This is a genomic window from Paracraurococcus lichenis, assembly GCF_030657435.1.
Lineage (GTDB): Bacteria > Pseudomonadota > Alphaproteobacteria > Acetobacterales > Acetobacteraceae > Paracraurococcus > Paracraurococcus lichenis.
Window position 1 is genome coordinate 141,786 of record NZ_JAUTWS010000012.1, and the last position, 26,603, is coordinate 168,388.

The 26,603-nt window shown below is 72.3% G+C and carries 28 protein-coding genes; 15 read left to right on the forward strand and 13 right to left on the reverse strand.

The window, feature by feature from the left end:
• Positions 1-103: 103 nt before the first annotated feature.
• The 5 genes from Q7A36_RS14720 to efp all read right to left on the reverse strand — a co-directional run bounded on the left by Q7A36_RS14720 (position 104) and on the right by efp (position 5,504).
• Complete coding sequence (locus tag Q7A36_RS14720; protein ID WP_305104470.1) at positions 104-1,891, reverse strand: peptidoglycan -binding protein; 1,788 nt, start codon at positions 1,889-1,891, stop codon at positions 104-106.
• A gap of 86 nt (positions 1,892-1,977) precedes the next feature.
• On the reverse strand, positions 1,978-3,123 hold the full coding sequence (locus tag Q7A36_RS14725) for a flagellar motor protein MotA (protein WP_305104471.1): 1,146 nt from the start codon (positions 3,121-3,123) through the stop codon (positions 1,978-1,980).
• 31 nt (positions 3,124-3,154) lie between these two features.
• The gene (locus Q7A36_RS14730; RefSeq protein ID WP_305104472.1) at positions 3,155-3,706 is read right to left on the reverse strand and encodes an OmpA family protein; all 552 of its coding nucleotides are present in this window, start codon (positions 3,704-3,706) and stop codon (positions 3,155-3,157) included.
• A 187-nt stretch (positions 3,707-3,893) separates the two neighbouring features.
• Positions 3,894-4,766, reverse strand: a complete 873-nt coding sequence (locus tag Q7A36_RS14735; protein WP_305104473.1) for an inositol monophosphatase family protein — start codon at positions 4,764-4,766, stop codon at positions 3,894-3,896.
• Between the two features lie 171 nt (positions 4,767-4,937).
• Positions 4,938-5,504, reverse strand: coding sequence for an elongation factor P (gene efp, locus Q7A36_RS14740; RefSeq protein WP_305104474.1), 567 nt, complete (start codon positions 5,502-5,504; stop codon positions 4,938-4,940).
• A gap of 326 nt (positions 5,505-5,830) precedes the next feature.
• Here efp and Q7A36_RS14745 point away from each other — a divergent pair, with 326 nt between their 5' ends.
• Positions 5,831-6,424: a Uma2 family endonuclease gene (locus Q7A36_RS14745; RefSeq protein ID WP_305104475.1), complete on the forward strand. Its 594-nt coding sequence runs from the start codon at positions 5,831-5,833 to the stop codon at positions 6,422-6,424.
• 404 nt (positions 6,425-6,828) lie between these two features.
• On the forward strand, positions 6,829-7,227 hold the full coding sequence (locus Q7A36_RS14750) for a hypothetical protein (protein WP_305104476.1): 399 nt from the start codon (positions 6,829-6,831) through the stop codon (positions 7,225-7,227).
• 634 nt (positions 7,228-7,861) lie between these two features.
• Here Q7A36_RS14750 and serA read toward each other — a convergent pair.
• From serA to aroQ, 7 genes are all read right to left on the reverse strand, one after another.
• Positions 7,862-9,109: a phosphoglycerate dehydrogenase gene (gene serA, locus Q7A36_RS14755; protein WP_305104477.1), complete on the reverse strand. Its 1,248-nt coding sequence runs from the start codon at positions 9,107-9,109 to the stop codon at positions 7,862-7,864.
• 225 nt (positions 9,110-9,334) lie between these two features.
• Positions 9,335-10,099 carry a TRM11 family methyltransferase gene (locus tag Q7A36_RS14760; RefSeq protein ID WP_305104478.1) on the reverse strand — a complete coding sequence of 255 codons (765 nt, stop codon included), beginning with the start codon at positions 10,097-10,099 and terminating at the stop codon, positions 9,335-9,337.
• Positions 10,096-10,770 carry a leucyl/phenylalanyl-tRNA--protein transferase gene (gene aat, locus Q7A36_RS14765; RefSeq protein ID WP_305104479.1) on the reverse strand — a complete coding sequence of 225 codons (675 nt, stop codon included), beginning with the start codon at positions 10,768-10,770 and terminating at the stop codon, positions 10,096-10,098. The genes Q7A36_RS14760 and aat overlap by 4 nt, the downstream gene beginning before the upstream one ends.
• 204 nt (positions 10,771-10,974) lie before the next feature.
• Positions 10,975-11,193 carry a hypothetical protein gene (locus Q7A36_RS14770; protein WP_305104480.1) on the reverse strand — a complete coding sequence of 73 codons (219 nt, stop codon included), beginning with the start codon at positions 11,191-11,193 and terminating at the stop codon, positions 10,975-10,977.
• A 174-nt stretch (positions 11,194-11,367) separates the two neighbouring features.
• The gene (gene accC / locus Q7A36_RS14775; protein ID WP_305104481.1) at positions 11,368-12,723 is read right to left on the reverse strand and encodes an acetyl-CoA carboxylase biotin carboxylase subunit; all 1,356 of its coding nucleotides are present in this window, start codon (positions 12,721-12,723) and stop codon (positions 11,368-11,370) included.
• A 6-nt stretch (positions 12,724-12,729) separates the two neighbouring features.
• Positions 12,730-13,227 (reverse strand): acetyl-CoA carboxylase biotin carboxyl carrier protein, encoded by a 498-nt coding sequence (gene accB / locus Q7A36_RS14780; RefSeq protein ID WP_305104482.1) that lies wholly within the window; start codon positions 13,225-13,227, stop codon positions 12,730-12,732.
• Positions 13,224-13,688, reverse strand: a complete 465-nt coding sequence (gene aroQ, locus Q7A36_RS14785; protein WP_305104483.1) for a type II 3-dehydroquinate dehydratase — start codon at positions 13,686-13,688, stop codon at positions 13,224-13,226. Before aroQ ends, accB begins: the two co-directional genes overlap by 4 nt.
• Before the next feature lie 144 nt (positions 13,689-13,832).
• Here aroQ and thiS point away from each other — a divergent pair, with 144 nt between their 5' ends.
• The 6 genes from thiS (at position 13,833) to Q7A36_RS14810 (ending at position 18,960) form a co-directional block, all read left to right on the forward strand.
• Positions 13,833-14,081 carry a sulfur carrier protein ThiS gene (gene thiS / locus Q7A36_RS42085; protein WP_456306798.1) on the forward strand — a complete coding sequence of 83 codons (249 nt, stop codon included), beginning with the start codon at positions 13,833-13,835 and terminating at the stop codon, positions 14,079-14,081.
• 3 nt (positions 14,082-14,084) lie between these two features.
• Positions 14,085-14,897 (forward strand): thiazole synthase, encoded by an 813-nt coding sequence (locus tag Q7A36_RS14790; protein WP_456306799.1) that lies wholly within the window; start codon positions 14,085-14,087, stop codon positions 14,895-14,897.
• A gap of 260 nt (positions 14,898-15,157) precedes the next feature.
• Positions 15,158-15,460, forward strand: a complete 303-nt coding sequence (locus Q7A36_RS14795) for a c-type cytochrome (protein ID WP_305104484.1) — start codon at positions 15,158-15,160, stop codon at positions 15,458-15,460.
• Between the two features lie 11 nt (positions 15,461-15,471).
• Positions 15,472-16,728, forward strand: coding sequence for an NAD(P)/FAD-dependent oxidoreductase (locus tag Q7A36_RS14800; protein WP_305104485.1), 1,257 nt, complete (start codon positions 15,472-15,474; stop codon positions 16,726-16,728).
• Positions 16,729-17,251: 523 nt separating this feature from the next.
• Positions 17,252-18,382 carry a type III PLP-dependent enzyme gene (locus Q7A36_RS14805; RefSeq protein WP_305104486.1) on the forward strand — a complete coding sequence of 377 codons (1,131 nt, stop codon included), beginning with the start codon at positions 17,252-17,254 and terminating at the stop codon, positions 18,380-18,382.
• A 110-nt stretch (positions 18,383-18,492) separates the two neighbouring features.
• A complete protein-coding gene (locus tag Q7A36_RS14810) occupies positions 18,493-18,960 on the forward strand; it encodes an Lrp/AsnC family transcriptional regulator (protein ID WP_305104487.1) in 468 nt (155 codons plus the stop codon).
• A 15-nt stretch (positions 18,961-18,975) separates the two neighbouring features.
• On the opposite strand, the gene Q7A36_RS14815 is transcribed toward Q7A36_RS14810, so the two are convergent.
• Positions 18,976-20,553 (reverse strand): ABC transporter substrate-binding protein, encoded by a 1,578-nt coding sequence (locus tag Q7A36_RS14815; protein ID WP_305104488.1) that lies wholly within the window; start codon positions 20,551-20,553, stop codon positions 18,976-18,978.
• Between the two features lie 278 nt (positions 20,554-20,831).
• Between Q7A36_RS14815 and Q7A36_RS14820 the strand changes: the two genes are divergently transcribed.
• The 7 genes from Q7A36_RS14820 to Q7A36_RS14850 are packed head-to-tail and all read left to right on the forward strand — an operon-like array spanning position 20,832 to position 26,591.
• Positions 20,832-22,430, forward strand: a complete 1,599-nt coding sequence (locus tag Q7A36_RS14820; protein ID WP_305104489.1) for an ABC transporter substrate-binding protein — start codon at positions 20,832-20,834, stop codon at positions 22,428-22,430.
• Positions 22,427-23,401, forward strand: coding sequence for an ABC transporter permease (locus tag Q7A36_RS14825; protein WP_305104490.1), 975 nt, complete (start codon positions 22,427-22,429; stop codon positions 23,399-23,401). The genes Q7A36_RS14820 and Q7A36_RS14825 overlap by 4 nt, the downstream gene beginning before the upstream one ends.
• The gene (locus tag Q7A36_RS14830; protein WP_305104491.1) at positions 23,398-24,306 is read left to right on the forward strand and encodes an ABC transporter permease; all 909 of its coding nucleotides are present in this window, start codon (positions 23,398-23,400) and stop codon (positions 24,304-24,306) included. Before Q7A36_RS14825 ends, Q7A36_RS14830 begins: the two co-directional genes overlap by 4 nt.
• Complete coding sequence (locus Q7A36_RS14835; RefSeq protein ID WP_305104492.1) at positions 24,303-25,283, forward strand: ABC transporter ATP-binding protein; 981 nt, start codon at positions 24,303-24,305, stop codon at positions 25,281-25,283. Before Q7A36_RS14830 ends, Q7A36_RS14835 begins: the two co-directional genes overlap by 4 nt.
• On the forward strand, positions 25,280-26,317 hold the full coding sequence (locus Q7A36_RS14840) for an ABC transporter ATP-binding protein (RefSeq protein ID WP_305104493.1): 1,038 nt from the start codon (positions 25,280-25,282) through the stop codon (positions 26,315-26,317). The genes Q7A36_RS14835 and Q7A36_RS14840 overlap by 4 nt, the downstream gene beginning before the upstream one ends.
• Positions 26,317-26,439 (forward strand): hypothetical protein, encoded by a 123-nt coding sequence (locus Q7A36_RS14845; RefSeq protein WP_305104494.1) that lies wholly within the window; start codon positions 26,317-26,319, stop codon positions 26,437-26,439. The genes Q7A36_RS14840 and Q7A36_RS14845 overlap by 1 nt, the downstream gene beginning before the upstream one ends.
• Complete coding sequence (locus tag Q7A36_RS14850) at positions 26,436-26,591, forward strand: hypothetical protein (protein ID WP_305104495.1); 156 nt, start codon at positions 26,436-26,438, stop codon at positions 26,589-26,591. Before Q7A36_RS14845 ends, Q7A36_RS14850 begins: the two co-directional genes overlap by 4 nt.
• Positions 26,592-26,603: the final 12 nt, after the last annotated feature.

Below are 26,603 nucleotides of genomic sequence, written 5' to 3' on the forward strand. Positions count from 1 at the left end.
GCGGCACGGGACGCGAAGGGGCCGCGGCAGCGATGCCGCGGCCCTTTTCGCGTCAATCGGTCGGCGCGACGGCGGACCGGCCGCGGCTGTCCGCAGCCCGGCGTCAGCGGTCCGTCAGGCGGAACTCGATCCGCCGGTTCCGCGCGAAGGCTTCCGGCGTCTCCGCGGGGTCGATCGGCTGGTTGTCCCCGAAGGCCGTCGCCGCCACGCGATTCGCCGGCAGCCCCTCCGACATCAGTAGTTGCGCCACTGCGATCGCCCGCGCCGCCGAGAGCTCCCAGTTCGTGGCGAAGCGGCCGCCGGCGCGAATCGGCTGCCTGTCGGCATGCCCGTCCACCCGCAGCAGCCAGTTCACGTCGACCGGGATGCGCTGCGACAGCTCCTGCAGGATGCGCGCGATCGCCCGGATCTGCTGCTGCCCGGCCGGGGAGAGATCGGCGCTCGCCGGCGGGAAAAGCACCTCCGACTGGAAGACGAAGCGGTCGCCGACGATGCGCACCTCCGGCCGGTCGCCCAGCACGTCGCGCAGCCGGCCGAAGAAGTCGCTGCGGTAGCGCTGCAGCTCCTCGACGCGCGCGGCGAGCGCGACGTTCAGCCGCGTGCCCAGCGCCAGGATCTGCGCATCCTTGTCGCGGCCCGAGGTCTCGGCGATGTCGAGCGCGGCGGTCAGCCGCGCGAGTTGCGCCCGCAACTCCTCGAGCTGGCGGCTCAGCAGCGCGACCTGCGCCCGCGCGCTCTCGGCGAGGCGGATCTGCTCCGCGGCGACGCGCTCCGCCGCCTCCCGCTTCTCCGCCTCGGTTGCCGCGCCGCGCTCGGCGGCCTGGCGGCGCTCGGCCTCGCCCGCCGCGCCGCGCTCGGCGGCGGTGCGGCGGTCGGTGGCCTCGGCGGCGGCGCGCTCCGCCACCTGCCGGCGCTCCGCCGCCTCCACCGCGGCGCGCTCCGCCGCCTGGCGCCGCTGCGCCTCGGCCGTGGTCGCGGCCTCGGCGGCCGTGCGCGCCTTCGCCTCCTCGCCGGCGCGCCGCAGCGCCTCCTGCGCCTGCTTCTCCAATTGGTCGCGCAGCGCCGTCAGGCTGCGCACCTGCTCGGAGAGCTTGGCGATGTCGGAGAGCCGCGCCTCGATCACCGCCTTGTCGGCCTGGCTGCGGCGATCCATCGCCGCCATCTCGGTCCGCATGGCGGCGAGCTGTTTCTGCGCCTCGGCCAGCGCCGCCTGTGCCTCCTGCACCTGGCGCTGCAGCCCGGCCAGCTCGCGCCGCGCCGTCTCCACCGCGCCGCGGCTGTCGGTGAGCTGCTTGTCGAGCTCGGCGACGCGCGCCTCGCTGCGCTGCCGCGCCTGCTGCTCGGCGGTCAGGCTGCGGTTGGTCTCGGTCAGCCGCCGCACCGTCTGCGCCGCGTCGCCGCCCATGCTCTCGGCGCGCCGCAGCGCGTCCTGCAATTGCTGCTCGAGGCTCGCCAGCCGCTCCGCCCCGCCGCGCCCCGCGAGCTCGAGATCGGTGACGCGCGCGGTCAGCCGGTCGCGCTCGGCCTGCGCCGCGTCGCGCTCGCCGCCCAGGCGGTCGCGCTCCTCCCGCACCTCGCGGAGCTGGGTCGAGAGCGTGTCGCGCGCGCTGGCCGCGGCGCGCAGCTCCTCCGCGGTGCGGGCGAGCTGCGCCCGCAGCTCCTGCGCCTGGCCGCGCTCCAGCGCCAGCATCTCGGCGAGCTCCGCGACCTGGGCATTCAGGCGGTCGAGCGCGCGGTCGCGGGAGGAGAGCGCGACGCTGAGGAAGCCCTGCGCCAGCACGAAGACCAGCAGGACGAAGATGATGACCATGAGCAGCGTGGACAGCGCGTCCACATAGCCCGGCCAGGCATCCAACCCGCCGCCGCGCTGGCGGCGGCCGCCGAGCGCCACCTACCGAAGCGAGGGGGGCTCTGCCCCCCTCGCGCTCCCCCCGCCAGGGGTCAAGCGACCCCTGGACCGGCCTGGGTCTGCCCGCGTCAACGGGGAGCCTCCTCGGCGAGTGCCGCGATGGTGCGGGCGACCAGCTTGATCTCGCTGCGCAGCTCGGCCGTGCTCTGGGCGCGGCCGTTCACCATCTCCTCCAGCAGGCGGGAGAGATAGATCTCCGTGTTGCGGAGATGGCCGCGCACCACCTCGTCCACCGGCGCGGCCGACTGCGCCTCGGCCAGCCGCGACAGCGCGGGGCCGAGCGCCGCCTGCTGCTCGGCGACGCGCAGCATCAGCGTCTGGCTCGCGCGCATCTGGTCGGTCAGCACGGCCAGGCGCTCTGCCAGCACCGTCATCGCCTGCGCCGTCTGCGCCCGGCCCTCCTCGCCGCGGGCGAGGATCCGCTGCAGCCCCTCCAGGTTCTCCGCCGTCTGCTCCAGCAGCGCCTGCACATAGGCCGGCACGTTGCCGCCCTCGCCGCCCATGTCGCCAAGCACGCCGGAGGAGAGCCGTGTGATCCCGGCCAGCCATTCCTCCAGCTCGTTGTAGAAGCGGTTCTGCGCCTGCCCGGCGGTGAGGTCGAGGAAGCCCAGCACCAGCGCGCCCGCGAGGCCGAGCATCGAGGAGCTGAAGGCCGTGCCCATGCCCTTCAGCGGCTGCGCCAGCCCGGTCTTGAGCTGGTTGAAGAGCTGGTTCAGGTCGCCCGAGCCGACCGACATGCCCCCGATCACCTCGGAAACCGAGCCGATCGTCAGCAGCAGCCCCCAGAAGGTGCCGAGCAGCCCGAGGAAGATCAGCAGCCCCGTCATGTAACGCGACAGCTCCCGCCCCTCGTCGAGGCGCGAGGCGATGCCGTCCAGCACGCTCCGCATGGCGGGCGCCGAGAGGCTCAGCCGGTCGGAGCGGCGCGCCGAGAACATGCTCGCCATCGGCCCGAGCAGCCTTGGCGCCGCCATCGCCGGCGCGCCGATCCTCGGGCTGCGGAAATGCTCGAGCCAGGCGACTTCCGGCCGCAGCAGCAGCACCTGCCGCAGGTTCCAGGTCACGCCGACCAGCAGCACGAAGAGGATCAGCCCGTTCAGCACCGGGTTGCTGCCGAAGGCGGTGGTGAGCTGCGGCGAGAGCAGCGCCGCCACGACGGCGACGGCGGCCAGGAAGCCCAGCATGCGCCAGAGGTAGCGAAGCGGCGGGGTCATCGGCCGAGGCTCCTGCGCTGGCCCGGATGCGTCACGGCGCGGCCCGGCGCAGGCCCGGCGGCTGGACGTCGACGGCATCCAGCGCCTCCTCCGTCCGGCCCATCGGGCGGATGTCGATCCGGGTCGGCGGCAGCCCGCCGGCGACCAGCGCCTCCTTCACCGCGAGGCCGCGCGCGAGGCTGAGCCGCCTGGCGGTCGAGACATCGGCCGGGCCGCTGGCCTGGGCGAGCAGCACCACCCGCCCCTCCGGCACCGCGGCCAGGCGATGGCCAAGCTCGGCCAGCACCGGGCCGGCGGCGCCGGGCGGCGCCGCCACGCCCAGGCCGAAGCGGAGCCGCCAGGCGCCGTCCGGCAGCGCCTCCATCCCCGGCGGCAGGGCGATGGGCCGCGCGGCTGCCATGGCCGGCGGCGCCGGCGCGGGATCCGGACGGGCGCCGAGGTCGGCCGGCATGGGCGGGGCGGGGGCGGGCTCGGCCGGGATGGCTTCCGTCTCCGGCGCGGGATCGGTCTCGGCGACGGAGGGGCCGGCCAGCAGGAGCGCGCCGGCCAGCAGGGCCATCCGGAGGGGCAGGCGGAGCGACACGCTGGACTCGATCCCCGTTCCTCGCCCGGCCGGGCCAGGGCATCCCCGCACGGGTTGGACAAGGGGCGGGTCCCGCCCCGGGTCCCCGTGCCGCCTCACCCTAGAGCAGATCGGCGCGGCGCGGAAACGCCCGGGGGCGTGAATTCGTTAAAAATACAATGCGCTGACGCGCGGCCCGGGGCGCGGGTCAGGACGCCGCGGGCGGCGCCTCGGCAGTGCCGCGGGCGCGGGCGGCGGAGGCAGCGGCGATGCCCTCCTGCACGAATTCGCGCAGCTTGCCATGCAGCGCCTGGTTGCCGGCGACGACATTGCCCTCGGCATAGGGGTCGCCGCCCTCGGGGTCGGTGACGAAGCCGCCGGCCTCCCGCACCAGGACGAGGCCGGCCGCCATGTCCCACTTCTTGATGCCGAGCTCCCAGTAGCCGTCGTAGCGGCCGGCCGCGGTCCAGGCGAGGTCGAGCGCGGCCGAGCCGAAGCGGCGCACGCCGGCCACCTGCGGCATGATGCGCGCCAGGGTCTGGCTGAACTCCGCCTTGCGCGGCACGCCGGCGAAGGGGATGCCGGTGGCGAAGAGCGCTTCCTTGAGGTCCTTGCGGCCGGAGACGCGCAGCCGCCGGTCGTTGAGGAAGGCGCCGACGCCCTTCTCCGCCCAGAACATCTCGTCGCCGGCGGGGTTGTAGATGACGCCGGCGACGAGCTCCGTCCGCTCCGCGTCGAGCCGCTTCTCGATGCCGACCGAGACGCACCAGTGCGGGATGCCGTGCAGGAAATTGCTCGTGCCGTCGAGCGGATCGACCACCCAGCGCCACTCCCAGTCATCCGCGCCGTGGCTGCCGCTCTCCTCCATCAGGAAGGCGAAGTTCGGCCGGGCGCGGGAGAGTTCGGCGCGCAGCGTCTCCTCCGCCCGGATGTCGGCGGCGGAGACGAAGTCGCCCGGCCCCTTCACCGAGACCTGGAGCTGCTCGACCTCGCCGAAGTCGCGCAGCAGGCGGCGGCCGGCCTTCTGGACGGCGGCGACCACGACGTTGAGGGCGGGGGAGAGGCGGGGAGAGGGGGCCATGGGGATCCCGGCGGCGATGGATGGGGCAGGGCGGTCCGCGGACAACGCGCGGGGCGGGACGGCGGGTGGCAGGCGCGCCGCGCGGCACCCGCGGCGCACGTCGCCCGGCGGCCCGCGCCGCGGGGGAGGGGGCCGGGCCGGGCCCGCCCCGGTCAGGCTGGCTGGCGTGCCCTACTTCGCCCGCTCGACGTAGCTCGCATCCTCGGTCTTCACCACGATCTTGTCGCCCGCGGTGACGAAGGGCGGGACCATGGTCTTCACGCCGTTCGAGAGGATGGCCGGCTTGTAGGAGGAGGAGGCGGTCTGGCCCTTCACGACCGGGTCGGCCTCCGTCACCTCGAGCACCACGCTCTCCGGCAGGGACATCGCCACCGGCTCGCCCTCGATCAGCCGGACCTGGACGGTCATGCCCTCGACCAGGAAGGGCAGGCGGTCGCCGAGGATGTCCTTCGAGACATGCGTCTGCTCGAAGGTCTCGGGATGCATCAGGACGAGCTGCTCGCCCTCGGCATAGGAGAAGGTGAACTCCTCGTCCGCCGTCTCCAGCCGCTCCACCGTATCGGCGGTGCGCCAGCGCTGGTCCTTCTTGGCGCCGCTCTTGACGTTGCGCATCTCCACCTGGATGACGGCGGCGCCCTTGCCCGGGATCATGATGTTCTGCTTGAGGATGGTGTAGCGCTGGCCTTCGAACTCGATGACCATGCCGGCACGCATCTGGTTGGCCTGCATCTTTGCCATGGGTGGGCTGCCTGTCCGGTGCTGTGGCGTGAATGAGCGGGCGCACGCCGCGGCCCGGAGGGCGCGGCGTGGCGAGGGGCCGGGTTGTAGGGGATGGGGGAGGCGGAGGGAAGGGGCCGGCCGCCGACCATGGGCGGCGCGGGTCAGGCGGGTCCCGAAGCTTCGACGGCGTGAATGGTCTGCCGCATGATGGCGCACCGCACTCGTTTCTTTTGCGATGCGGCTTGGCTCCGCTATCCTCGGCCAACGACATGTTGCGACATGGAGCGGGACATAGGCGGATGCTAGGCTTGCCACGGAAGGCGAGGACAGCGAGGAGGTCTGCCGTGACGGCTCCGGCCGACATCCGCTGGTCGGAAGCAAGCTTCTTCGCCTGGCTCGAGCGCCAGGAGGCGCGCTTCGAACTGGTCGATGGCGAACCCCGCGCCATGGTCGGCGCCACCCAGCGGCATGACCGCGTCGTCATGCGGCTGCTGTTCACCCTGGAGGGCCGCCTCCGCGGCTCGCCCTGCCGCACCGGCACCAGCGATACCGCCATCCGCATCCCCAACGGCAATATCCGCTATCCCGACGCCGCCGTCGATTGCGGCCGCTTCGAGGAGACCTCCCGCACCGCGACCGCGCCGACCCTGGTCGCCGAGGTCTTCTCGCCCTCGACAGCGCTCTTCGACCAGACGGAGAAGCTCGAGGAGTACCGCACCGTCCCCGGCCTCCGGCACATCCTGCTGATCGACCCGGACCAGCCCCGCCTCCGCCTGCACAGCCGGGGAGAGGACGGGCACTGGACCTCCGCCCCGCATGCCGGGCTGGAGGCGGTCGTCCCCATCCCCGCCCTCGGCATCACCCTCCCGCTCGCCGATCTCTATGAGGGCCTGACCTTCCGCCCGCCCTCCCGCCTGGTTCCGACGGACCGGCCCTGACCCCGGTCCGGTGTCACCTCCGCGTGAGGCGATGCAACCCGGACGCTTCCGCCGTGACGAAATTCCACCGCTTTGGCGTTTTCCATGTGCGCCAGGGACCTCGCCGCGCACCGCAACGTCCGCGCCTCCGCCCGCCTCGCGGCCTGCGCCGGCCAAAGCCTTCCACCCCGCCATCCACAGGCCGCTGCCGCTGCACCCCCGGAACGGTCCGCCTGCCGCAACACCCATGCTGCACCGCCACACGCGATGCGCGCAATTTCTGCCGGACCGCACCCGAAATCAGCGGTGACCCGCTCCCCAGCCGCCCGGGAATGGGCTAATGTGACAGACATCGGGCGGTTCCCCCCGGACGCCCGAGTGACGACGCTGCACGCCACAAGTGAGCGACTGGGATGGAACGACGCATGTCCTTGATGCCTGGCATCCGGCCGCTGGCCCTGCCGCGGCTGCCCGCCGATTTCTTCCTTGCCCCCCGCGATCCGGCCGCGCCGGAGCCGCTGCGCCTGGAGTGGCCGCGCCGCGGCCCCTTCCGGTTGAAGGGCGATCCCAGCCGGCACGAAGCCTTCCGCGCCGCCTTCGCGGAATACGAGGCCGCCGAGGCCGCCGCCGCGCATTGCCGCTGCCATGGCGACCTCCGCGGCTTCTTCGCCGCGATGACGGAGACGCATCGCTGCTACGCCGCGCTCGAGGCCTTCGAGCTGCCGGCCGCCGACTTGGCCCGGCTGCAGGGCCTCGCCCGCCGCCACGCCAGGGACGCCCTGCGGCGGGAGCGCCGCGACGCCGAGGCCGCCGAGGCGGCCTGACCCGCTGCGGCAGGGCGTGGCCGGTCCGGGGCTTCGGGCCGCCCGCCCGCCGCATCATTCCATCTCCCATCCCGCGCGCAATGATCCCGGAGCCCGCCGGGGCACTTGAAGCCTCCGCTGCGTTCCTGATATGTTCTCTCCTCCGGTGAGGAGGCCGGCGATGGAGACAGGCGCGCCGCAGTGCCCATTCTCGTCCGATCCGCCGGGCCTTCCGCCCCGTCCCCTTCCTGGCTGCGCGGCGCCCGCCATGGGTCCGCCACGATCCGGTCGGGACCTTTGTCCGAAACCGTGCGGCGCGCCCCTTGGCAGCCTGCCGCCCAGGTTCGGTCACATTTCCCCGGGGGCTTTGTCCGAAACCGCGCGATGCGCGGCCCTCAATTCCAAAATTCCGGGTTCCAGAGACCCGGGGTCTGCCGGGGACGGGGTATCGGGTCGGTCCGGCGGGCCTTTTCCGCGCCGGGTGCGTCAGGCGGCTTGCCGATGCAACCGGCATCGGCTGCGCCACCTTCCTGCCGGGCAGGCAAAAACCTTCGCCGGCCCTCCGCCTCGCCCCCTCCCCGGCAGGAAGCGGCCCCTGGCGGGGTGGTCCGGAGGGGCAGCGCCCCGCCGATGCTTCGGCTCCGCAGCCCCGGCGCTACTCCCGCTCGTAGATCAGCCGCGCCCGCACGGTCCCCGGCAGCGCCCGCAACTCGCCCAGGATCGCCTCCGCCTCGGCGCGCGCCTCGACGCTCTCGACCACGACGTAACCGAGCTCGCCATAGGTCTGGTAGTACTGCGCCGCGATGTTGAGCCCGCGCCGGCCGAAGGCCTCGTTGATGCGGGAGAGGATGCCGGGCGCGTCGCGGTGGATATGGGTCCAGCGCGCACCGGTCGGCCGGGGCGGGAGCTGCACCTGCGGGAAGTTCACCGCGCCCATCGTCGCGCCGGTATCGCTGTACTCGATCAGCTTTCGCGCGACCTCCTGGCCGATGCGCGACTGTGCCTCCTGCGTGCTGCCGCCGATATGCGGGGTCAGGATGACGTTGGGCAGGTGCTGGACCGGGGAGGCGAAGCGCTCGCCATTCTTCGCGGGCTCCTCGGGGAAGACGTCGGCGGCGAAGCCCAGCAGGTGGCGGGACTTCAGCGCATCGGCCGTGGCGTCGAGGTCGACCAGCGTGCCGCGGGCATTGTTGATCAGGATGCTGCCGCGCTTCATGGCGCGGATCTCGGCCGCGCCGATCATGCCGATGGTCTCCGGCGTCTCCGGCACGTGCAGTGTGACGATGTCGGCCTCGGCCAGCAGCTCGGGCAGGCTCGCGCAGGGGCGGGCATTGCCGTGCGGCAGCTTGGTGGTGTGGTCGTAGTAGATCACCCGCATGCCGAAGGCCTCGGCGAGGACCGAGAGCTGGCTGCCGATATTGCCGTAGCCGACGATGCCGAGGGTGCGGCCGCGCACCTCGTAGCTGCCCTCGGCCGACTTGTCCCAGCCGCCGTCATGGGCGGAGCGGGAGCGGTCGGGGATGCCGCGCAGCAGCATGACGATCTCGCCCATCACCAGCTCCGCCACGCTGCGGGTGTTGGAGAAGGGGGCGTTGAAGACCGGGATGCCGCGGGTGCGGGTGGTGTCGAGGTCGACCTGGTTGGTGCCGATGCAGAAGCAGCCCACCGTGATCAGCCGGTCGGCGGCCGCCAGGGCCGGCCCCTTGATCTGCGAGCGGGAGCGGATGCCGAGGAGGTGGACGCCCTGCAGGGCCTCGGCGAGCGCCGGGCCATCGAGCGCGGTCTTGAGGCGGGTGACGTTGCGGTAGCCGGCGCCGTCCAGCAGCTCGACGGCGCTGTCGGAGATCCCCTCGAGCAGCAGGACCTTGATGCGGTCCTTGGGCAGGGAGATGCGGTCGGACATGAGGGGCTCCGGGGGGAGGGCGGCGGGTCGGGGTGTCTAGTCCCGATCCGGGGCTGGCGGAAGCGTGACGGCGCACAGGGCAGGGGTGCGGCCCGGGCGGGCGCCGCGGGCCAGGGCCCGTCGGTCTGGCGTCGGTGGGCCGCATCGGCAAGGGCGTGGTCGGCCTGGAAGTCTGGCTCCGGTGGGCGGGGCCGATCGCGCCCCGCGGCGTCGCCGGCCGGCCCGTCAGCCGCGCTGCGGCAGGTCGCGGGTGCGGTAGCGGGCGACCTCGCCGCCCTCGGGCACCTTCTGGAAGACCAGGAAGTAGCTGTGGTTCTTGCGGGCATGCACCTGCCGCAGCAGGCGGGCGATGCCGGGCCGGTTGGGCCGCATCAGGACGAAGAGGTCGCGGGCATAGAAGCCCATCGCCGCCAAGCCGGTGACGATCTGGACATGGGTGAGTTCCTGCCGGTTGGCGCTCACCTCGTCCTGGCACTTGACGATGAGGATGCCGTGGTCGCGCAGCACGCGCCGGGCCTCCCGCGCCGCATCCAGGTAGAGGTCCAGCACCGCCTGGTGCCAGCGGCCGCCGCCCGGACCCTCCCGCCCGCCGCCGGCGTCGTAGAAGGTCCGCAGCGCCGCATGGCTGCCCTGGCCGCCGCGGGTCTCCGCCTTGGGCCGCAGCAGGCCCTCCATGTAGGGCGGGTCGAGCACCAGGGCGTCGATCGCGCCATCGGCATGGGGCAGGGCGCGGCAATCGGTGCCGGTCGAGAGGTCGGAGGCGAGCAGGCGGTAGCGGTCGGGCGGGACCTGCCTCCAGAAGACGCCCTGGCCATAGGTGACGTCGGCGATGGTGGCGCCATCGGGCACGTGCAGGGCGAGAATGCGCGGGAAGAGCTCGGCATTGCCGCCGGCATGGGCGGAGAGCACGACATCGGCCGTCGCCGCGCCGCCCTGCACGCGCTTGCGCCGCACGGGCGGCGGCGCCAGGCCATCCTCGGGGGTGGTCACGCGGCGTCCGGGCTCCCGCGCAGGGCGCGGATCTCGGCTTCCAGCGCGGCTGGGTCCGGGGCGGCCAGCCAGGTGGCCTGGGAGAGCACCGCCTGGGCGAGGCGGCGCTTGTATTCGGCGCGCGGGATCTCGTGGGCGCCGAACTGGGAGAGGTGCTCGGTCAGGAACTGGCTGTCGAGCAGGGTGAAGCCGCCGAGGCGGAGCCGCGCGACGAGGTGGACGAGCGCGACCTTGGAGGCGTCGCGGGCGCGGCTGAACATGCTCTCCCCGAAGAAGGCGCCGCCGAGGACGACGCCGTACAGCCCGCCGACCAGGGCGCCGTCCTGCCAGACCTCGACCGAATGGGCATGGCCCTGGCGGTGGAGGGAGAGGAAGAGGTACTCGATCTCCGGGTTGATCCAGGTGTCCTCGCGGCCCGGGGCGGGGGCGGCGCAGCCAGCGATGGCGGCGGCGAAATCGGCATCCGCCGTCACCTCGAAGCCGCCGGAGAGCACGGTGCGCAGCAGGCGCTTGGGCAGGTGGAAGCCGTGATCGAGCGGGATGACCCCCCGCCGCTCCGGGTCGAGCCAGTAGAGCCGGTCGCCCCGACGGCTCTCGGCCATGGGGAAGAGGCCCGCGCGATAGGCGCGGAGCATGAGGTCCGGGGCGATGTCGATCTGCCGGCGGCTCATGCGGCGGCGACCGGGACGGCAAGGGCGTGGGCGGCGGTCACCGGCACGACGCCGGGGCGGCTTGCCGCCGCGGACCCGGATTCGGCCCGGTCGCTTGCGGGCAGGACCGGGCGTGATCGTGCCAGGAAGCGAGGGCCGTGTCCGGCGCTTGCGTCGGCCATGGGCAGCGACGCCGGGACACCGGCGCCGGGATACGCGTCCACCTCAGTCCTCATCCCGCATCCGGCGGCCAACCGCGGCGGCGTCGATGCCGGGAGGCCCCGCAGGAACGACGAGGGTCCGCCGCCGCCCTGCGGTCCCGTCCGCCGCCACCCGGCGCGACAGCGCCCCATCCCGCGCGATCGCCACCGGCTCGCCCTGCAGGGGCCGGTCGATCAGCCCCGGGACGCGCTCCTTCGCCTCGGCGATGCTGTGGCTGGACATGGCCCGGAGTATAGCCACCCCGGCAAGCGCCTGCCACGCGATACGCGGCCCATCCTACTAACGGTGGGGGGAGCCGGGCCGACCCGCCGGGCCTGCGGGAGCCGCGCCGCCTCGTATGTCGGGCGAGCCGATTCAGACCTCCGGGCCATCCGGCCCTTCGGTCACCGGCACGCCTCAGCCGCCCGCCGTGCGGCGCGCGACGAACCTCTCCAGCCAGTGGATCGTGTAGTCGCCGGCCTGGAATTCCGGGTCCTCCATGATGGCGCGGTGCAGCGGCAGCGTGGTGCTGATCCCGTCCACCACCATCTCGGCGAGGCTCCGGCGCAGGCGCGCAATGGCCTCGGCCCGCGTCGCGCCATGCACCACCAGCTTGGCGATCAGGCTGTCGTAGTGCGGCGGCACCGCGTAACCGGAATAGAGCGCGCTGTCAACGCGCACGCCGAGCCCGCCCGGCGCGTGGTAGGTCGTCACCCGGCCGGGGGAGGGCGCGAAGCTGTCGGGGTCCTCGGCGGTGATCCGGCACTCGATGGCATGGCCGTGGAAGCGGATGTCGGACTGGTCGTAGCCCAGCCGCTCGCCGGCGGCGACGCGGAGCTGCTCCTTCACCAGGTCGATGCCGCAGATCATCTCGGTCACGGGATGCTCGACCTGCAGGCGGGTGTTCATCTCGATGAAGGCGAACTGCCCGTCCTGCCAGAGGAATTCCAGCGTGCCGGCATTGCGGTAGCCGAGTTCGCGCAGCGCCCGCGTCACCTGCGCGCCGAGCGCATCGCGCTCCGCCGCGCTCAGGATGGGCGAGCCGGCCTCCTCCACCAGCTTCTGATGGCGGCGCTGCAGGGAGCAGTCGCGCTCCCCGAAATGCACGACCTGGCCATGGGTATCGGCCAGCACCTGCAACTCGATGTGCCGGGGACGGTCGAGATACTTCTCGAGATAGACCTCGTCATTGCCGAAGGCGGCCTTGGCCTCGGTGCGGGCGACGCGCCAGGCCTCCTCCAGCTCATCTTCCGACCGCGCCACCTTCATGCCGCGGCCGCCGCCGCCGGCCGCGGCCTTAATGAGCACGGGGTACTTCACCTCGGCCGCGACCGCGCGCGCCTCCTCGACCGAGGCGAGCGCGCCGCGGCTGCCGGGGACGAGCGGCACGCCGAGCCGGCGCATCGCATCCTTGGCGGCGATCTTGTCGCCCATCATGCGGATATGGTCGGGCGAGGGGCCGATGAAGGCGAGGCCATGCGCCTCCACCATCTCGGCGAAATTGGCGTTCTCCGAAAGGAAGCCGTAGCCGGGATGCACCGCATCCGCACCGGTGATCGCGGCCGCCGAGAGGATGGCGGCGACGTTGAGATAGCTCTCGCGCGCCGCGGGGGGACCGATGCAGACGCTCTCATCGGCCAGCCGCACATGCATCGCCGCGGCATCGGCGGTGGAGTGCACCGCGACGGTGCGGATGCCCATCTCCTGGCAGGCGCGGTGGATGCGCAGCGCGATCTCGCCGCGATTGGCGATCAGCACCTTGCCTATGCGCACGCGCCCTTACTCCACGATCATCAACGGCTCGCCGTATTCCACGGGCGTGCCGGACTCGATCAGGATGCGGGTGACGGTGCCGGCCTTGGGCGCCTTGATCTGGTTGAAGGTCTTCATCGCCTCGACCAGTAGCAGCGTCTGGCCCTGCGCCACCTTGGCACCGAGCGTGACGAAGGCCGGCTGCCCCGGCTCGGGCGAGAGATAGGCGACGCCGACCATGGGGGAGGCGACGAGGCCCGGATGCTTGGCGAGGTCCATCGCCTCCTCGGCCGCCGAGGGCACCGCCGGCGCGGCCGCCACCGGGGCCGGGGCGGCGGGCGGCGCCATCATGCCGCCCGGCCAGGCCATCTGCACCGCCGCCGGCGCGGCCGGGGCAGGGATGCTGCGCGCCACCCGGATGCGGCTGTCCTTCTCGACCAGCTCGATTTCCGTCAGGTCCGTGTCCTTCAGGATCTGCGCCAGGGCGCGGATCGCCGCCGGGTCGAACTGGATGCCGTTGCTCATTCTGCGTCGTCCGGGTCCTCGGGCGCCACCAGCCCCGCCATGGCCTGCAGCGCCAGGGCATAGCCCTGCACGCCGAGGCCGGCGATGACGCCGGTGGCCGCCTTCGACACATAGCTGTGGTGCCGGAATTCCTCCCGGCGATGGATGTTGGTGATATGCACCTCGATCACCGGCAGCCCGACCGCGAGCAGCGCGTCGAGCAGGGCGATGGAGGTGGTGGTATAGCCGGCGGGGTTGATGATGATCCCGGCCGCCCGGCCCCGGCATTCCTGCACCCAGGTCACCAGCTCGCCCTCGCCATTGGTCTGGCGGAAGTCGATGGCGAGGCCGAGATCCTCCGCCGTCTCGGCGCAGAGCGCCTCGACGTCGTCGAGCGTCGCATGGCCGTACTTCTCCGGCTCGCGGGTACCGAGCAGATTGAGGTTCGGGCCGTTCAGGACGGCGATGAGCGGCGGGGTCACGGCAGGCTGTCCTGTCGGGTGAGGGGAGGGGGGCTAGCACGGGGCGATTTCGTGCCGCAAGCGGCAGGTCTGCCCAGGGCGTAACCACAGTGGTGCGATGACCGGGGCGCAGGCGGGGATGCGCCGGGTGCGGGGCGCAGCGCCTTGCCCCGGGGGCCGCGGGCCGCCATCTTCCGCCCCATGGAGGCGACGATCACCATCACCGTCAACGGCGAGCCGCGGCAGCTTCCCGGCCCGGCCACCATCGCCGACCTGCTGGCGCAGATTGGGCTCGACATGCGCAAGGTCGCGGTCGAGCGGAACCTCGAGATCGTCCCCCGCTCCACCTATGCCGCCACCGCCCTCGCGGCCGGCGACCGGCTGGAGATCGTGCATTTCATCGGCGGAGGCTGAGCCATGGATGGCATCCCGACCCAGGCGACCCACCAGGACGATTCCTGGGAGGTCGCCGGCCTGCGCTTCCGCTCCCGCCTCATCGTCGGCACCGGGCGCTATAAGGACCTCGAGGAAACCGGGCGGGCGATCGAGGCCTCCGGCGCCGAGATCGTCACCGTCGCGGTGCGGCGGGTCAATCTCGGCGACCCGAAGGCGCCGATGCTGCAGGATTACGTGGACCCGAAGCGCTACACCTACCTGCCCAATACCGCCGGCTGCTTCACCGCTCAGGACGCGGTGCGCACCCTGCGGCTGGCGCGGGAGGCCGGCGGCTGGAACCTGGTCAAGCTCGAGGTCCTGGGGCCGCCGCCCTTCCTCTACCCCGACATGCGGGCGACCTTCGAGGCGCTGGAGGCGCTGCTGAAGGACGGCTTCCAGGTCATGGTCTACTGCAGCGACGACCCGATCGCCGCCAAGCGGCTGGAGGAGATGGGCGCGGTCGCGGTCATGCCGCTCGGCGCGCCGATCGGCAGCGGCCTCGGCATCCAGAACCCGGTGATGATCCGGGCGATCATCGAGAATGCCAAGGTGCCGGTGCTGGTCGATGCCGGCGTCGGCACGGCGAGCGATGCGGCGATCGCCATGGAGCTTGGCTGCGACGCGGTGCTGATGAACAGCGCCATCGCGCATGCGCAGGATCCGGTGCGGATGGCGCGCGCCATGAAGGCGGCGGTCGAGGCGGGGCGGCTGGCCTGGCTCGCCGGCCGCATGCCGCGGCAATACGCGGCCGATCCCTCGAGCCCGCTGCACCGGGGCGTCATCGGGCGGAACTGAGCAAGGCCGGAGCGTCGAGTGGTGAGACGCTGAAGCGGCCCGCGCGGGTGCTTGGCGTTCCGATGACCCGGGCGTTGAGCGGCGCGGCGGACGTCCAGGGCAATGCCCTGGACCGGCCCGCCCGACCCGCAATCCGGCCCTCCACGCGCCGGTTTGCGCGTCGCGGGGGCTGGCGCTCAGGGCTTGCCGGCGTATCTCCTGGACCGGTGACGAAGGGGCCGGGCCTTCGCCGCACCGGTCCTCGGGGGAGAGCGTCCGCCATGCCACCATCCCGCCTGCTCGCCGCGGCCGTCCTGGCCGCGGGCCTTCCCGCCATGCCCCTGGCCCAGGCCGCCGGCCCGGCGCCGCTCGCCGCCCAGGGCTGCCTCGGCTGCCACGGCCCGGACGGGACCGGCATGGGCGCCATCCCCCGCCTCGCCGGGCGGGAGGCGCCGGAACTGGCCGCGATCCTGCGCGACTACCGGGCCGACCGGCGCCCGGCCACCATCATGAACCGCATCGCCCGCGGCTATACCGAGGCGGAGATCGATTCGGTCTCCGCTTGGTTCGCGGCGGTCCGGTGAGGCGGCGCGCCATGGCCCTCACCCGCCGCGCCGCGCTCGGCGCCCTGCTCGCCGCCCCGGCCCTCTCCCGCGCGCAGGCGCAGGCCCGGCTGCTGGTCATCGGCGGCGGCTTCGGCGGCGCCACCGCCGCCCGCTTCGCCCGCACGCACTACCCGGACCTGGAGGTGACGCTGGTCGAGCCGCAGGCCCGCTTCGTCACCTGCCCCTATGGCAACCTGCTGCTGGCCGGCACCCGGCAGATCGGCGACATCACCTTCACCTATGACGGGCTGCGCGCCGCGGGCGTGCGCATGGTCCAGGACTGGGCCGAGGGGATCGACGCGGCGGCGAAGCGCGTCCGGCTGCGCGGCGGCGCGACGCTCGGCTACGACAAGCTGATCCTCTCGCCCGGCATCGCGCTCCGCTACGGCGCCCTGCCGGGCTATGACGAGGCCGCGGCGCAGGTCTTCCCGCATGCCTGGGTGCCGGAAGATGGCAGCCAGATCCTGCTGCTGCGTCGGCAGCTCGAGGCCATGGAGGATGGCGGCGTGGTCGGGCTCTCGATCCCCGACAACCCCTTCCGCTGCCCGCCCGGTCCCTATGAGCGGATCAGCATGATCGCGGCCTATCTCAAGCGTCACAAGCCGCGCTCCAAGGTGCTCGCGCTCGACGCCAAGGACGCCTTCAGCAAGCAGGGGCTGTTCCAGGACGGCTGGAAGCAGCTCTACGGCGCCATGGTCGAATGGGTGCCGGCGAGCAGGGACGGCAAGGTGGCGCGCGTCGATCCGGGTGCCAAGGTCTTCGAGACCGAGTTCGGCGAGCGGCACCGCGTCGATGTCGGCAACGTCATCCCGCCGCAGTCGGCGGCACGCATCGTGATCGAGGCCGGTCTCGCCCCGGCCGGCTGGGCGGAGGTCGATCCGCGGAGCTTCGCCTCGAAGCTCGCGCCCGACATCCACATCATCGGCGATGCCAATAGCGGCGCGCCCATGCCGAAATCCGGCTTCGTCGCCAACAACACGGCGAAGCAGGCGGTGGCCAGCGCGGCCGCGGCGCTGCGCGGGGAGCCGCCGCCGGAGGGCGTCTACTTCAACACCTGCTACTCCCATGTCGGCGAGGGTTACGGGATCAGCATCGTCGGCATCTACCGCCCCGGCCCGGACGGCTTCGTCGAGGTGCCGGGCTCGGGCGGCGTCTCGCCGCGCGGCGACCTGCCGGAGCAGCGGCGGCTCGAGGCGCTCTACGCCGATGCCTGGTACGCCAGCATCACCCGCGACATGTTCGGCTGAGCCACAGGATCGGCGTTGCCGGCCCATCGGCCGGGCCTCCAGGTGGCCTGCCGCGACGGCGAAGCGTCGCCGGGAACCGTGCCGGCGGGCGACCGGCCGGCGACACCCTGGCCGGAGGCTTAACGGCCGATTCGGGTCCCGGCCGGGGTTTCCGCCGGAGGCTCACAAGGGTTCCGGGGGAGTTTCCGGCGCTCCGTGAGGGTTGCGGGAAAAAAATCTGCCGCCCCCGGCATTTTTCGCTTTTCATGCCTGGGGGTGGGGCCTATATGCGGCTCCAGACGCAGTACGCACGTGCCTCTGGCCCCAGGCCCACGGAATCCCGGCGCTCCTCCACAACGGCGCCAAGTACCGGATCACCGCGGCGCAAGGTTTACGCAACGACGTCAAGCGTTCTGGCAACCCCGCCCGGAGAAGTCCGGGCGGCTCACTTGGTCGCTGGTTCGTTCGACCGTTTCGTCAACTTGGGGCCGCCGTTCCCGTTGCTCGGGCGCGGTCCTTACAACTCGTGTAAGGAGGCTGTGGCATGACCCCGAAGGTCGCCGCCTATCTGCGCGACGTCGCGCCGGCTACCCCGTGCCTCGTCCTCGACGTGGACCGCGTGGAGCAGAATTACCGCCGGCTGATGGCGGCCATGCCGCTCGCCCGCGTCTACTACGCCGTGAAGGCGAACCCGGCCGCCCCGATCCTTGAGCGCCTGGTCGGCCTCGGCTCCTCCTTCGATGCCGCGAGCCTCGAGGAGGTGCAGGCCTGCCTCGCCGCCGGCGCGCGGCCGGAGGCCATCTCCTTCGGCAACACCGTCAAGAAGGAGCGGGCGATCCGCACGGCCTTCGAGGCCGGCGTGCGCATGTATGCCTTCGATTCCGAGGCCGAGCTGATGAAGCTCGCCCGCAGCGCCCCGGGCGCGCGCGTCTATTGCCGCATCCTGGTCGGCAATGACGGCGCGGAATGGCCGCTGTCGCGCAAGTTCGGCTGCGAGGTCGAGATGGCGAAGGAGCTGATGCTGCGGGCGGGCGAGCTCGGCCTCGATCCCTATGGCATCTCCTTCCATGTCGGCAGCCAGCAGACCCGGACCGCCGCCTACGAGGCCGCGATCGGCCGCGTCGCCATGCTCTTCACCGACCTGAAGGAGGCCGGCGTCAACCTGCGCATGGTCAACCTCGGCGGCGGCTATCCCGTGCGCTACCGCGCCGAGGTGCCGGAGATCGACGATTTCGGCGCCGCCATCATGGGCGCCATGGCGCAGCATTTCGGCAATGCGCTGCCCGAGATGGTGATCGAGCCGGGCCGCTTCATCGTCGGCGATGCCGGCGTGGTCAGCGCCGAGGTCGTGCTGGTCTCCCGCAAGGGCAAGGACGATCCGGTGCGCTGGGTCTATCTCGACATCGGGCGCTTCGGCGGCCTGGCGGAGACCGAGGGCGAGGCGATCAAGTACGCCTTCCGCACCCCGCATGACGGCGGCGTGGACGGCCCGGTGACCATCGCCGGCCCGACCTGCGACAGCACGGACACGCTCTACGAGAAGAGCAACTACCGGCTGCCGCTGGCCCTCGACTGCGGCGACCGGGTCGAGCTGCTGGCGACCGGCGCCTATGTGACGAGCTACGCCAGCCAGTCCTTCAATGGCTTCCGGCCGCTGGCCGAGCACTACGTCTGACGCGGGCCGGTCCGGGGCGGTGCCCCGGGCCGGCCCGGGCAGGCTCCGATTCGTCTCCGCACGAAAATCCTTCCGTTCACAAGCGGCGCGGGGGCGCATAAGCTCCCGCCATGGACGAGATCGACCGCAACCTGACCGTTGCCCTGCAGCTCGACGGCAGCGCGGGCCTGGCGGAACTGGCGAAGGTCGCGGGGCTTTCCGTCTCCGCCACGGCGGAGCGGGTGAAGCGGCTGGAGGAGAGGGGCGTCATCCGCGGCTGGCGCGCGGACCTCGACCCCGTGCAGGTGGGCTGCCCGCTGCTGGTGCATGTGCTGGCCTCCGTCGCGCCCGGGCGCGACGACGCGGGTTTCCGCAAGGCGATCCGGCGGCAGGAGGCGGTGCTGGAATGCCACGCCGTGACCGGCGCCTGGACCTACCTGCTGAAGCTGCGCCTGCCGGACCTCGCGGCGCTCGACACCTTCCTCAACGAGGAGCTGCGCACCCTGCCGGGCGTGCAGCGCGTGGAGACGCTGCTGACCATCGCCACGGTGCGGGAGACCTCCATCCTGCCGGTCGCGCCGGCGGATCCGGAGGAGTAGGGGCTCCGCTAGGGCCTAGCGCTCCGGCCGCACCGCCATGGCCGTCGTGCGCTCGTCCATCCGCGCCTCGTAGCGCAGCCCCTTCCGCAGCGCCCAGGTATTGACGAGCTGGAACATCGGGATGATGGCGACGTCGTCCATGGCGAGCTTCACCGCCTCGCGCAGCAGCGCCTCCCGCTGCGCGTCGTCGATGGTCGCCGCGGCGCGCGCGGTCAGCGCATCGAGCTCCGGATTCGAATAGCGCCCGACATTGCTCGCGCCCGTCCGCTTCTCCCGGTCGAAGCTGCTGAGGATATTGACCAGGGTGTAGCTCGCCTCGCCCGTCACGCTGCCCCAGCCGCTGAGCCGGATGGCGTAGTCCTGCCGGCTCGAGCGGAGGGAGAAGCTGGCCCAGGGCGCCGCCTCCACCTCCGTCCGGATGCCGATGCGGGTGAACATCTGCGCGACGGCCTGCGCCGCCTTGGCGTCGTTCGGGTAGCGGTCGTTCGGGGTGTGCAGGGTCATGCGGAAGCCCTGGGGGTAGCCCGCCTCGGCCAGCAGCCGCTTCGCGCCTTCCGGGTCGAAGGCGGGCGGCGTCACCTCCGGGTTGTAGCCGAAGGTGCCGGGCACCAGCCATTGCCCGGCGGGCTGCGCCGTGCCCTCCATCACCCGCTCCGTCAGCGCCGCGCGGTTGATGGCCATGGAGAGGGCGCGCCGCACGCGGAGATCGAGGAAGGGGTTGGCCGGCAAGGGCTTCCCGTCGTTGTCGCTGACGAAGGGCACCTCCCTCGTGCGGGAATGGTCCATGACCAGGTAGATCAGCCGCAGCCCCTGCACCTCCGCGACCGTGACCCTGCCGTCACGCCTGAGCCGCGCGAGGTCGGTCGAGGGCACCTGGTCGATGATGTCGACATCGCCGGCGAGCAGTGCCGCGGTGCGCGCGCCGTCATTGCCGATGAAGCGGTAGGTCACCCGCGCCCAGGGCTCCGGCCCGCGGAACCAGGCCTCGTTGCGCGCCAGCTCCGTCCGGTCGCCGGGGCGATAGGCGGTCATGCGGTAGGGGCCGGTGCCGATCGCCGCCTTGCCGCTGTTGTAGTCCTCGGTCGCGGCGCCCTCGCCGGCATGCTTCGAGACGATGGCGACGGAGGCGAGCTCGGTCGGCAGCAGCGGATGCGGCCGCGCGGTGTGGAAGCGGATGGTGAGCGGATCGACGATCTCGACCGTCTCGATGGCGCGGACGAAGCCGCCGAAGCCGCCCGGGCTGCCCGGAACATTGGGGGCGCGGGCGATGGTGAAGGCGACGTCCTCCGCCGTGAAGGCGCGGCCGTCATGCCAGGTGACGCCCGGGCGCAGGCGGAACTCCCACACGGTCTCGGACAGGGTGCGCCAGCCCTCGGCAAGGCCGGGATAGGGCTGCGCCCGGGCGTCGCGCTCCACCAGCCGGTCGAAGATGTGCATCGCCAGGCTGTTGTTGGGCGCGGCGTTGTAGAAATGCGGATCGATCGAGGTGACGGCGCCGCCGATGCCGATGGTGAGCGCGCCCGGCTCGCGCTGGGCGAGGGCGGGGCCCGTAAGGCCCGCGAGCAGGAGGGCGGCAAGGGCGGTTCGGCGCATCGGCGGACTCCTTCGCCGCCAGCTTAGGGCAAAGGCCGCCGGCTTGGAGCCGCTGAGACAGCGTAATCTGCTCGGCCGGGCAATAGCCCGGACTGCTGGCATCCGGACAAGCGCGGGACGGTTTGGCGGCGCTGGCGGCCGCGATGGCAGCGATTGCCGCGGGTTTGGGCAAGACCGGGGCGGCGAGGCCCCGACGCGCGGCGCCGCCGCGTCCGGCCGTCTTCAACCGGCATGGCCGGGCTGCTACATGCTGGTGAGCCGGGCGGCGGGAGACGGGCATGGGGTGGAGCGTTCGCGCGGCGTCTGGCGCCGCGGTGCTGGCATGGTCGCTCGCCTGGGCATCGGCCGGGTGGGCGCAGAGCCTGACCATGGGTGTCGGCGCGCCGGTCACCTCGCTCGACCCGCATTACCACCAGCTCTCGCCCAATACCGCCGTCGCGCACATGATCTTCGGCGGCCTGACGACGACGGATGCGCATGCGCGCGTGGTGCCCGACCTGGCCGAGAGCTGGAGGGCGGTGGACGCGACCACCTGGGAGTTCCGGCTGCGCCAGGGCGTGCGCTTCCACAACGGCAGCGCCTTCACCGCGGAGGACGTGGCCTTCACCTTCGACCGCGTCCCGAAGGTGCCGAACTCGCCGAGCAGCTACGCCATCTACACCCGCCCGATCCGGGAGGTGCAGGTCGTCGACAGCCACACGCTGCGGCTGAAGACCGCGGTGCCCTATCCGCTGATGCCGACCGACCTTGCCAGCATCATGATCCTCGACCGCGAGACGCATGCGGCCGCGACGACCGAGGGCTTCAATGCCGGCCCCATGGCGGTCGGCACCGGGCCCTTCCGCATGGTCAGCCATCGCAACGGCGACCGGATCGAGTTCGAGCGCAACGACGATTACTGGGGCCCGCGGCCGCACTGGCAGCGCGTGACCTACCGGATGATCACCAACGACGCCGCCCGCACCGCGGCGCTGCTGGCGGGCGACGTGGACTTCATCGACCAGGTGCCGACGAGCGACCTGGCGAAGCTGCGGGGCGACCAGCGCCTCTCGCTGTCGGAGATCACCGGCCTCAGGCTCATCTATCTCGCCTTCGACCATATGCGGGCGGAGGCCTCGCCCTTCGTCACGGACAACGACGGCAAGCCGCTGGCGCGCAATCCCCTGAAGGATCAGCGGGTGCGCCGGGCGCTCTCGCTGGCGATCGATCGCGGCGCCATCGTGGAGCGGGTGATGGAGGGCGCCGCCATCCCCGCCGGGCAGTTCCTGCCGGAGGGCAGCTTCTCCTGGGTGCCGGACCTCGCCGCGCCGCGTCCCGACCCTGAGGGCGCGCGGCGCCTGCTGGCCGAGGCCGGATTCGACAAGGGCTTCCGCATCACCCTGCACGGGCCGAACGACCGCTACCCCAACGATGCGCGCATCATCCAGGCGATCGGCCAGATGTGGACGCGGCTCGGCGTGCGCACGGCGGTCGAGGCGAGCCCATGGTCGAGCTTCGTCGCCCGCGCGGGGCGACAGGAATTCTCCGCCTTCCTGCAGGGCTGGGGCACCTCTTCGGGCGAGGGGTCCAACCCGCTGCGCAACCTGACCGCGACGCCGGACCGGGACAAGGGCTACGGCGCCTCCAACCGCGGCCGCTACTCGAACCCCGAGGTGGACGGCATCCTGGACGCGGCGATGCGGGAGCTGGACGATGCGAAGCGGGAGGCGCTGCTGCAGCAGGCGACGCGCCTCGTCTTCGAGGATGTCGGCATCCTGCCGCTGCACATCCAGAAGAACGCTTGGGCGATGCGCCGCGGCCTGGCGCATGAGGCGCGGGCCGATGAGCTGACCCGTGCGCAGGATGTCCGCCCGGCCGCCGCCGGCGCCGTGCGATGACCGTCTTCCTGCTGCGCCGGCTGATCCAGGCGGCGGCCGTGGTGCTGGCCATGTCGCTGCTGGTCTTCCTCGGCGTCTATGCGATCGGCGACCCGGTCGAGATCCTGATCAGCCCGGAGGCCGACCAGATCGAGCGCGAGCGCGCGATCCGGGCGCTCGGCCTCGACCTGCCGCTCTGGCAGCAATACCTCGTTTTCCTCGGCAACGCGCTGAAGGGCGACCTCGGCCGCAGCTTCGTCTTCAACGAGCCGGCCCTCCAGCTCATCCTGCAGCGCATGCCGGCGACGCTCGAGCTCGCCATCGGCGCGACCATCGCGGCGCTGCTGATCGGCCTGCCGCTCGGCCTCTATGCCGGGCTGCGGCCCAACGCGGCGCTGTCGAAGGGCATCATGGCGGGCAGCATCCTTGGCTTCTCCCTGCCGACCTTCTGGGTCGGGCTGATGCTGATCATGGTCTTCGCCGTCCAGCTCGGCTGGCTGCCGAGCACGGGGCGGGGCGAGACCGCGACGGTGCTCGGCATGCGCTGGAGCTTCCTGACGCGCGACGGCCTGGCGCATATGGTCATGCCGGCGCTCAACCTCTCGCTCTTCAAGATCAGCCTGGTGGTCCGCCTGACCCGCGCCGGGGTGCGGGAGACGATGCTGATGGACTTCGTCAAGTTCGCCCGCGCCAAGGGGTTGAGCCCGGCGCGGATCACGCTGGTCCATGTGCTCCGCAACATCCTGATCCCGGTGGTGACGGTGGTGGGGCTGGAATTCGGCGGGACCATCGCCTTCTCGGTCGTGACGGAGAGCGTCTTCGCCTGGCCCGGCATGGGCAAGCTGATCATCGACAGCATCAACCTGCTCGACCGCCCTGTCATGGTCGCCTATCTGATGGTGATCGTGCTGATGTTCGTCGCCATCAACCTCGTCGTCGACATCGCCTATTCGCTGCTCGATCCCCGCGTCCGGCTGGAGGCCAGGGCATGAGCGGCGTCGCCTCCGGCGCCGTCGCGCCGCGGGTGGAGACGCCCTTCCGCCGCTTCGCTGCGGAATTCGCCGAATCTCGCCTCGCCCTCCTCGGGCTGCTGGCCTTCGCCGCCATCGTGCTGGTCGCGGCGCTCGCGCCCTGGATCGCGCCGCAGGACCCCTACGACCTCGCCCAGCTCGACATCATGGACGGGCGGCTGGAGCCGGGGAGCATCGGCGGCTCCGGCATCACCTATTGGCTCGGCACCGACGACCAGGGGCGGGACATGCTGTCCGGCATCCTCTACGGGCTGCGCACCTCGCTGCTCGTCGGCGCAGGCTCGGCGGTGATCGCCTGCGCGGTCGGCGCCTCGCTTGGCATGCTCGCGGCCTACGCCGGCGGGCGGACCGATGCGGCCATCATGCGGCTGGTGGACCTGCAGCTCTCCTTCCCCGCCATCCTCGCCGCGCTGATGATCCTCGCCTTCCTCGGCAAGGGCGTGCTGAACGTGGTCATCGCCATCGTCGTGGTCGAATGGGCCTATTATGCGCGCACGGTGCGCGGCACGGCGCTGGTCGAGCGGCGGCGGGAATACATCGAGGCGGCGCAATGCCTCGCCCTGCCGGCGCACCGCATCATCTTCCGCCATTTGCTGCCCAATTGCCTGCCGCCGCTGATCGTGGTGGCCACCATGCAGATCGCCCGCGCCATCGCGCTGGAGGCGACGCTGTCCTTCCTCGGCCTCGGCGTGCCGATCACCGAGCCCTCGCTCGGCCTGCTGATCGCCAATGGCTACGAGTACATGCTGAGCGGCAAATACTGGATCAGCTTCTACCCGGGCGTCGCGCTGCTGGTGACCATCGTCGCCATCAACCTGGTCGGCGACCAGCTCCGCGACGTGCTGAACCCGAGGCTGAAGCGATGAGCCCGCCGACGCTGCAGGTGCGGAACCTGCGCACGCATTTCTTCACCCGCGCCGGCGTGGTGAAGGCGGTGGACGACGTCTCCTTCACCCTCGGCCGCGGCCGGGTGCTGGGGCTGGTGGGGGAGAGCGGCTCGGGCAAGTCGGTCACCGGCTTCTCCATCCTCGGCCTGGTGGATGCGCCCGGGCGGATCACGGGCGGGCAGATCCTGTTCCAGGGCCAGGACCTGGTCGGGTTGCCGGAGGAGGCGATGCGGAAGCTGCGCGGCAACCGCATCGCCATGATCTTCCAGGACCCGATGATGACGCTGAACCCGGTGCTCCGCATCGATACCCAGATGATCGAAACGGTGCAGGCGCATGCCAGGGTGAGCCGGGAGGAGGCACGGCAGCGTGCCCGCGACGCGCTCGGCCAGGTCGGCATCCCGTCCCCCGACGAACGCCTGCGCGCCTATCCCCACCAGTTCTCCGGCGGCATGCGCCAGCGCGTCGCCATCGCCATCGCCCTGCTGCACCGGCCGGACCTGATCGTGGCGGACGAGCCGACCACCGCGCTCGACGTCACCATCCAGGGCCAGATCCTGGCCGAGGCGCAGAAGCTCTGCGCCGAATCCGGCACGGCGCTGATCTGGATCACCCACGACCTGACGGTGGTGGCCGGCCTCGCCGACGACATCGCGGTGATGTATGCCGGCAAGGTGGTGGAGCAGGGGCCGGTCGGTCCGGTGCTCGACGCGCCGCTGCATCCCTATACCCTCGGCCTCATCGGCAGCGTGCCCAGCCGCAACCGGCGGGGCGAGCCGCTGCGGCAGATCCCCGGCATGACGCCCTCGCTGCTCAACCTGCCGCCCGGCTGCGCCTTCCGCGCCCGCTGCCCGCGCGCCGAGGCCCGCTGCGCCGAGCCGCCGCCGATGGCCGAGCCCCTGCCGGGCCGCCTCGCACGCTGCATCCACCCGCATGGGGAGGCGCTGGCGGCATGAGCGAGGTGCTGACCCCGCCGCGCGTCGCGGCGCAGGATGCGGCGCCGATCATCGAACTGCGCGGCGTCGCCAAGCGCTTCGCCGACCGGCTCGACGTCGCGGCGAAGCTGGCGCGACGGCTCGGTGTCCGGGTGCGGCAGGACGTGGTGCATGCCGTTGATGGCGTGGACCTCGCCATCCGCAGGGGGGAGGTGGTCGGGCTGGTCGGCGAGAGCGGCTGCGGCAAGTCGACGCTCGGCCGCATGGTCGCCGGCATCATGCCACCCTCCGATGGCGCCGTGCTGTGGCGGGGCCGCGACCTGCGGAGCCTCTCGGGCGCCGAGGCGCGCGAGGCGAAGCTGCGCACGCAGATGATCTTCCAGGACCCCTATGCGTCGCTCAACCCGCGGCTCCGGGTGCAGGACATCGTCGGCGAGGCGCCGCGGGTCCATGGCCTGGTCGGCCGCGGCGAGGTCGAGGGCTATGTGGACGGGCAGCTTCGCCGCGCCGGGCTCGATCCCGCGCTCAAGCGGCGCTACCCGCACCAGTTCTCCGGCGGCCAGCGGCAGCGCATCGGCATCGCCCGCGCGCTCGCGGTGCAGCCGGATTTCCTGGTCTGTGACGAAGCGGTGGCGGCGCTCGACGTCTCGATCCAGGCGCAGATCCTGAACCTCTTCATGAAGCTGCGGCGGGAACTCGACCTCACCTATCTCTTCATCTCGCATGACCTCGGCGTGGTCGAGCATCTCTCGGACCGCGTGGTCATCATGTATCTCGGCCGGGTGGTGGAGGAGGCGTCCGCCGAGGCGGTCTTCCGCCGGCCGAACCATCCCTATACCCGCGCCCTGCTGGCCGAGGTGCCGCGGATCGAGGTGCGCAAGCGTGCCTTCGCCGGGGTGAAGGGGGAGATCCCCTCGCCGCTGAACCCGCCAGGCGGCTGCCATTTCCACCCGCGCTGCCCGCATGCCTTCGCGCGCTGCCGCCTGGAGCGGCCGGTGCTGCGAGAGGTGGCGCCTGGGCATCGCAGCGCCTGCCACCTGAACGAGGCGACCTGATGCGGTCAGCCATCCTCCTGCTGCTCCTCGCGCTCGCGGCCTGCGCCGGCGGCGGGACGAGCGGCCCCTATGTCGGCGGCGCGGTGGGCGGCAGCGTGCGCGAGGATACGCGACTGCGATGAGGCGCGCCGTGCTGCTCTGCCTGGTCCTGGCCGCCTGCGCCGGCCCGCGGCCGCGGCCGGTGGCGACGGAGGCGCAGGCGCCCCTCGCCGGCGAGGCGCCGAGCGTCTCGGTCGGCGGCAACCTGCGGGGCTATTACGGCCGTGGCTGGTGAGGCCCCCCGGGC

Coding starts and splice junctions, on each gene's coding strand:
- Q7A36_RS14725 (WP_305104471.1), bottom strand. CDS start 3,123: ATGACCCCGCCGCTTCGCTACCTCTGGCGCATGCTGGGCTTCCTGGCC.
- Q7A36_RS14735 (WP_305104473.1), bottom strand. CDS start 4,766: ATGGCCCCCTCTCCCCGCCTCTCCCCCGCCCTCAACGTCGTGGTCGCC.
- efp (WP_305104474.1), bottom strand. CDS start 5,504: ATGGCAAAGATGCAGGCCAACCAGATGCGTGCCGGCATGGTCATCGAG.
- Q7A36_RS14750 (WP_305104476.1), top strand. CDS start 6,829: ATGTCCTTGATGCCTGGCATCCGGCCGCTGGCCCTGCCGCGGCTGCCC.
- serA (WP_305104477.1), bottom strand. CDS start 9,109: ATGTCCGACCGCATCTCCCTGCCCAAGGACCGCATCAAGGTCCTGCTG.
- aat (WP_305104479.1), bottom strand. CDS start 10,770: ATGAGCCGCCGGCAGATCGACATCGCCCCGGACCTCATGCTCCGCGCC.
- Q7A36_RS14770 (WP_305104480.1), bottom strand. CDS start 11,193: ATGTCCAGCCACAGCATCGCCGAGGCGAAGGAGCGCGTCCCGGGGCTG.
- accB (WP_305104482.1), bottom strand. CDS start 13,227: ATGAGCAACGGCATCCAGTTCGACCCGGCGGCGATCCGCGCCCTGGCG.
- Q7A36_RS14790 (WP_456306799.1), top strand. CDS start 14,085: ATGGATGGCATCCCGACCCAGGCGACCCACCAGGACGATTCCTGGGAG.
- Q7A36_RS14795 (WP_305104484.1), top strand. CDS start 15,158: ATGCCACCATCCCGCCTGCTCGCCGCGGCCGTCCTGGCCGCGGGCCTT.
- Q7A36_RS14800 (WP_305104485.1), top strand. CDS start 15,472: ATGGCCCTCACCCGCCGCGCCGCGCTCGGCGCCCTGCTCGCCGCCCCG.
- Q7A36_RS14805 (WP_305104486.1), top strand. CDS start 17,252: ATGACCCCGAAGGTCGCCGCCTATCTGCGCGACGTCGCGCCGGCTACC.
- Q7A36_RS14810 (WP_305104487.1), top strand. CDS start 18,493: ATGGACGAGATCGACCGCAACCTGACCGTTGCCCTGCAGCTCGACGGC.
- Q7A36_RS14815 (WP_305104488.1), bottom strand. CDS start 20,553: ATGCGCCGAACCGCCCTTGCCGCCCTCCTGCTCGCGGGCCTTACGGGC.
- Q7A36_RS14820 (WP_305104489.1), top strand. CDS start 20,832: ATGGGGTGGAGCGTTCGCGCGGCGTCTGGCGCCGCGGTGCTGGCATGG.
- Q7A36_RS14825 (WP_305104490.1), top strand. CDS start 22,427: ATGACCGTCTTCCTGCTGCGCCGGCTGATCCAGGCGGCGGCCGTGGTG.
- Q7A36_RS14830 (WP_305104491.1), top strand. CDS start 23,398: ATGAGCGGCGTCGCCTCCGGCGCCGTCGCGCCGCGGGTGGAGACGCCC.
- Q7A36_RS14835 (WP_305104492.1), top strand. CDS start 24,303: ATGAGCCCGCCGACGCTGCAGGTGCGGAACCTGCGCACGCATTTCTTC.
- Q7A36_RS14840 (WP_305104493.1), top strand. CDS start 25,280: ATGAGCGAGGTGCTGACCCCGCCGCGCGTCGCGGCGCAGGATGCGGCG.
- Q7A36_RS14845 (WP_305104494.1), top strand. CDS start 26,317: ATGCGGTCAGCCATCCTCCTGCTGCTCCTCGCGCTCGCGGCCTGCGCC.
- Q7A36_RS14850 (WP_305104495.1), top strand. CDS start 26,436: ATGAGGCGCGCCGTGCTGCTCTGCCTGGTCCTGGCCGCCTGCGCCGGC.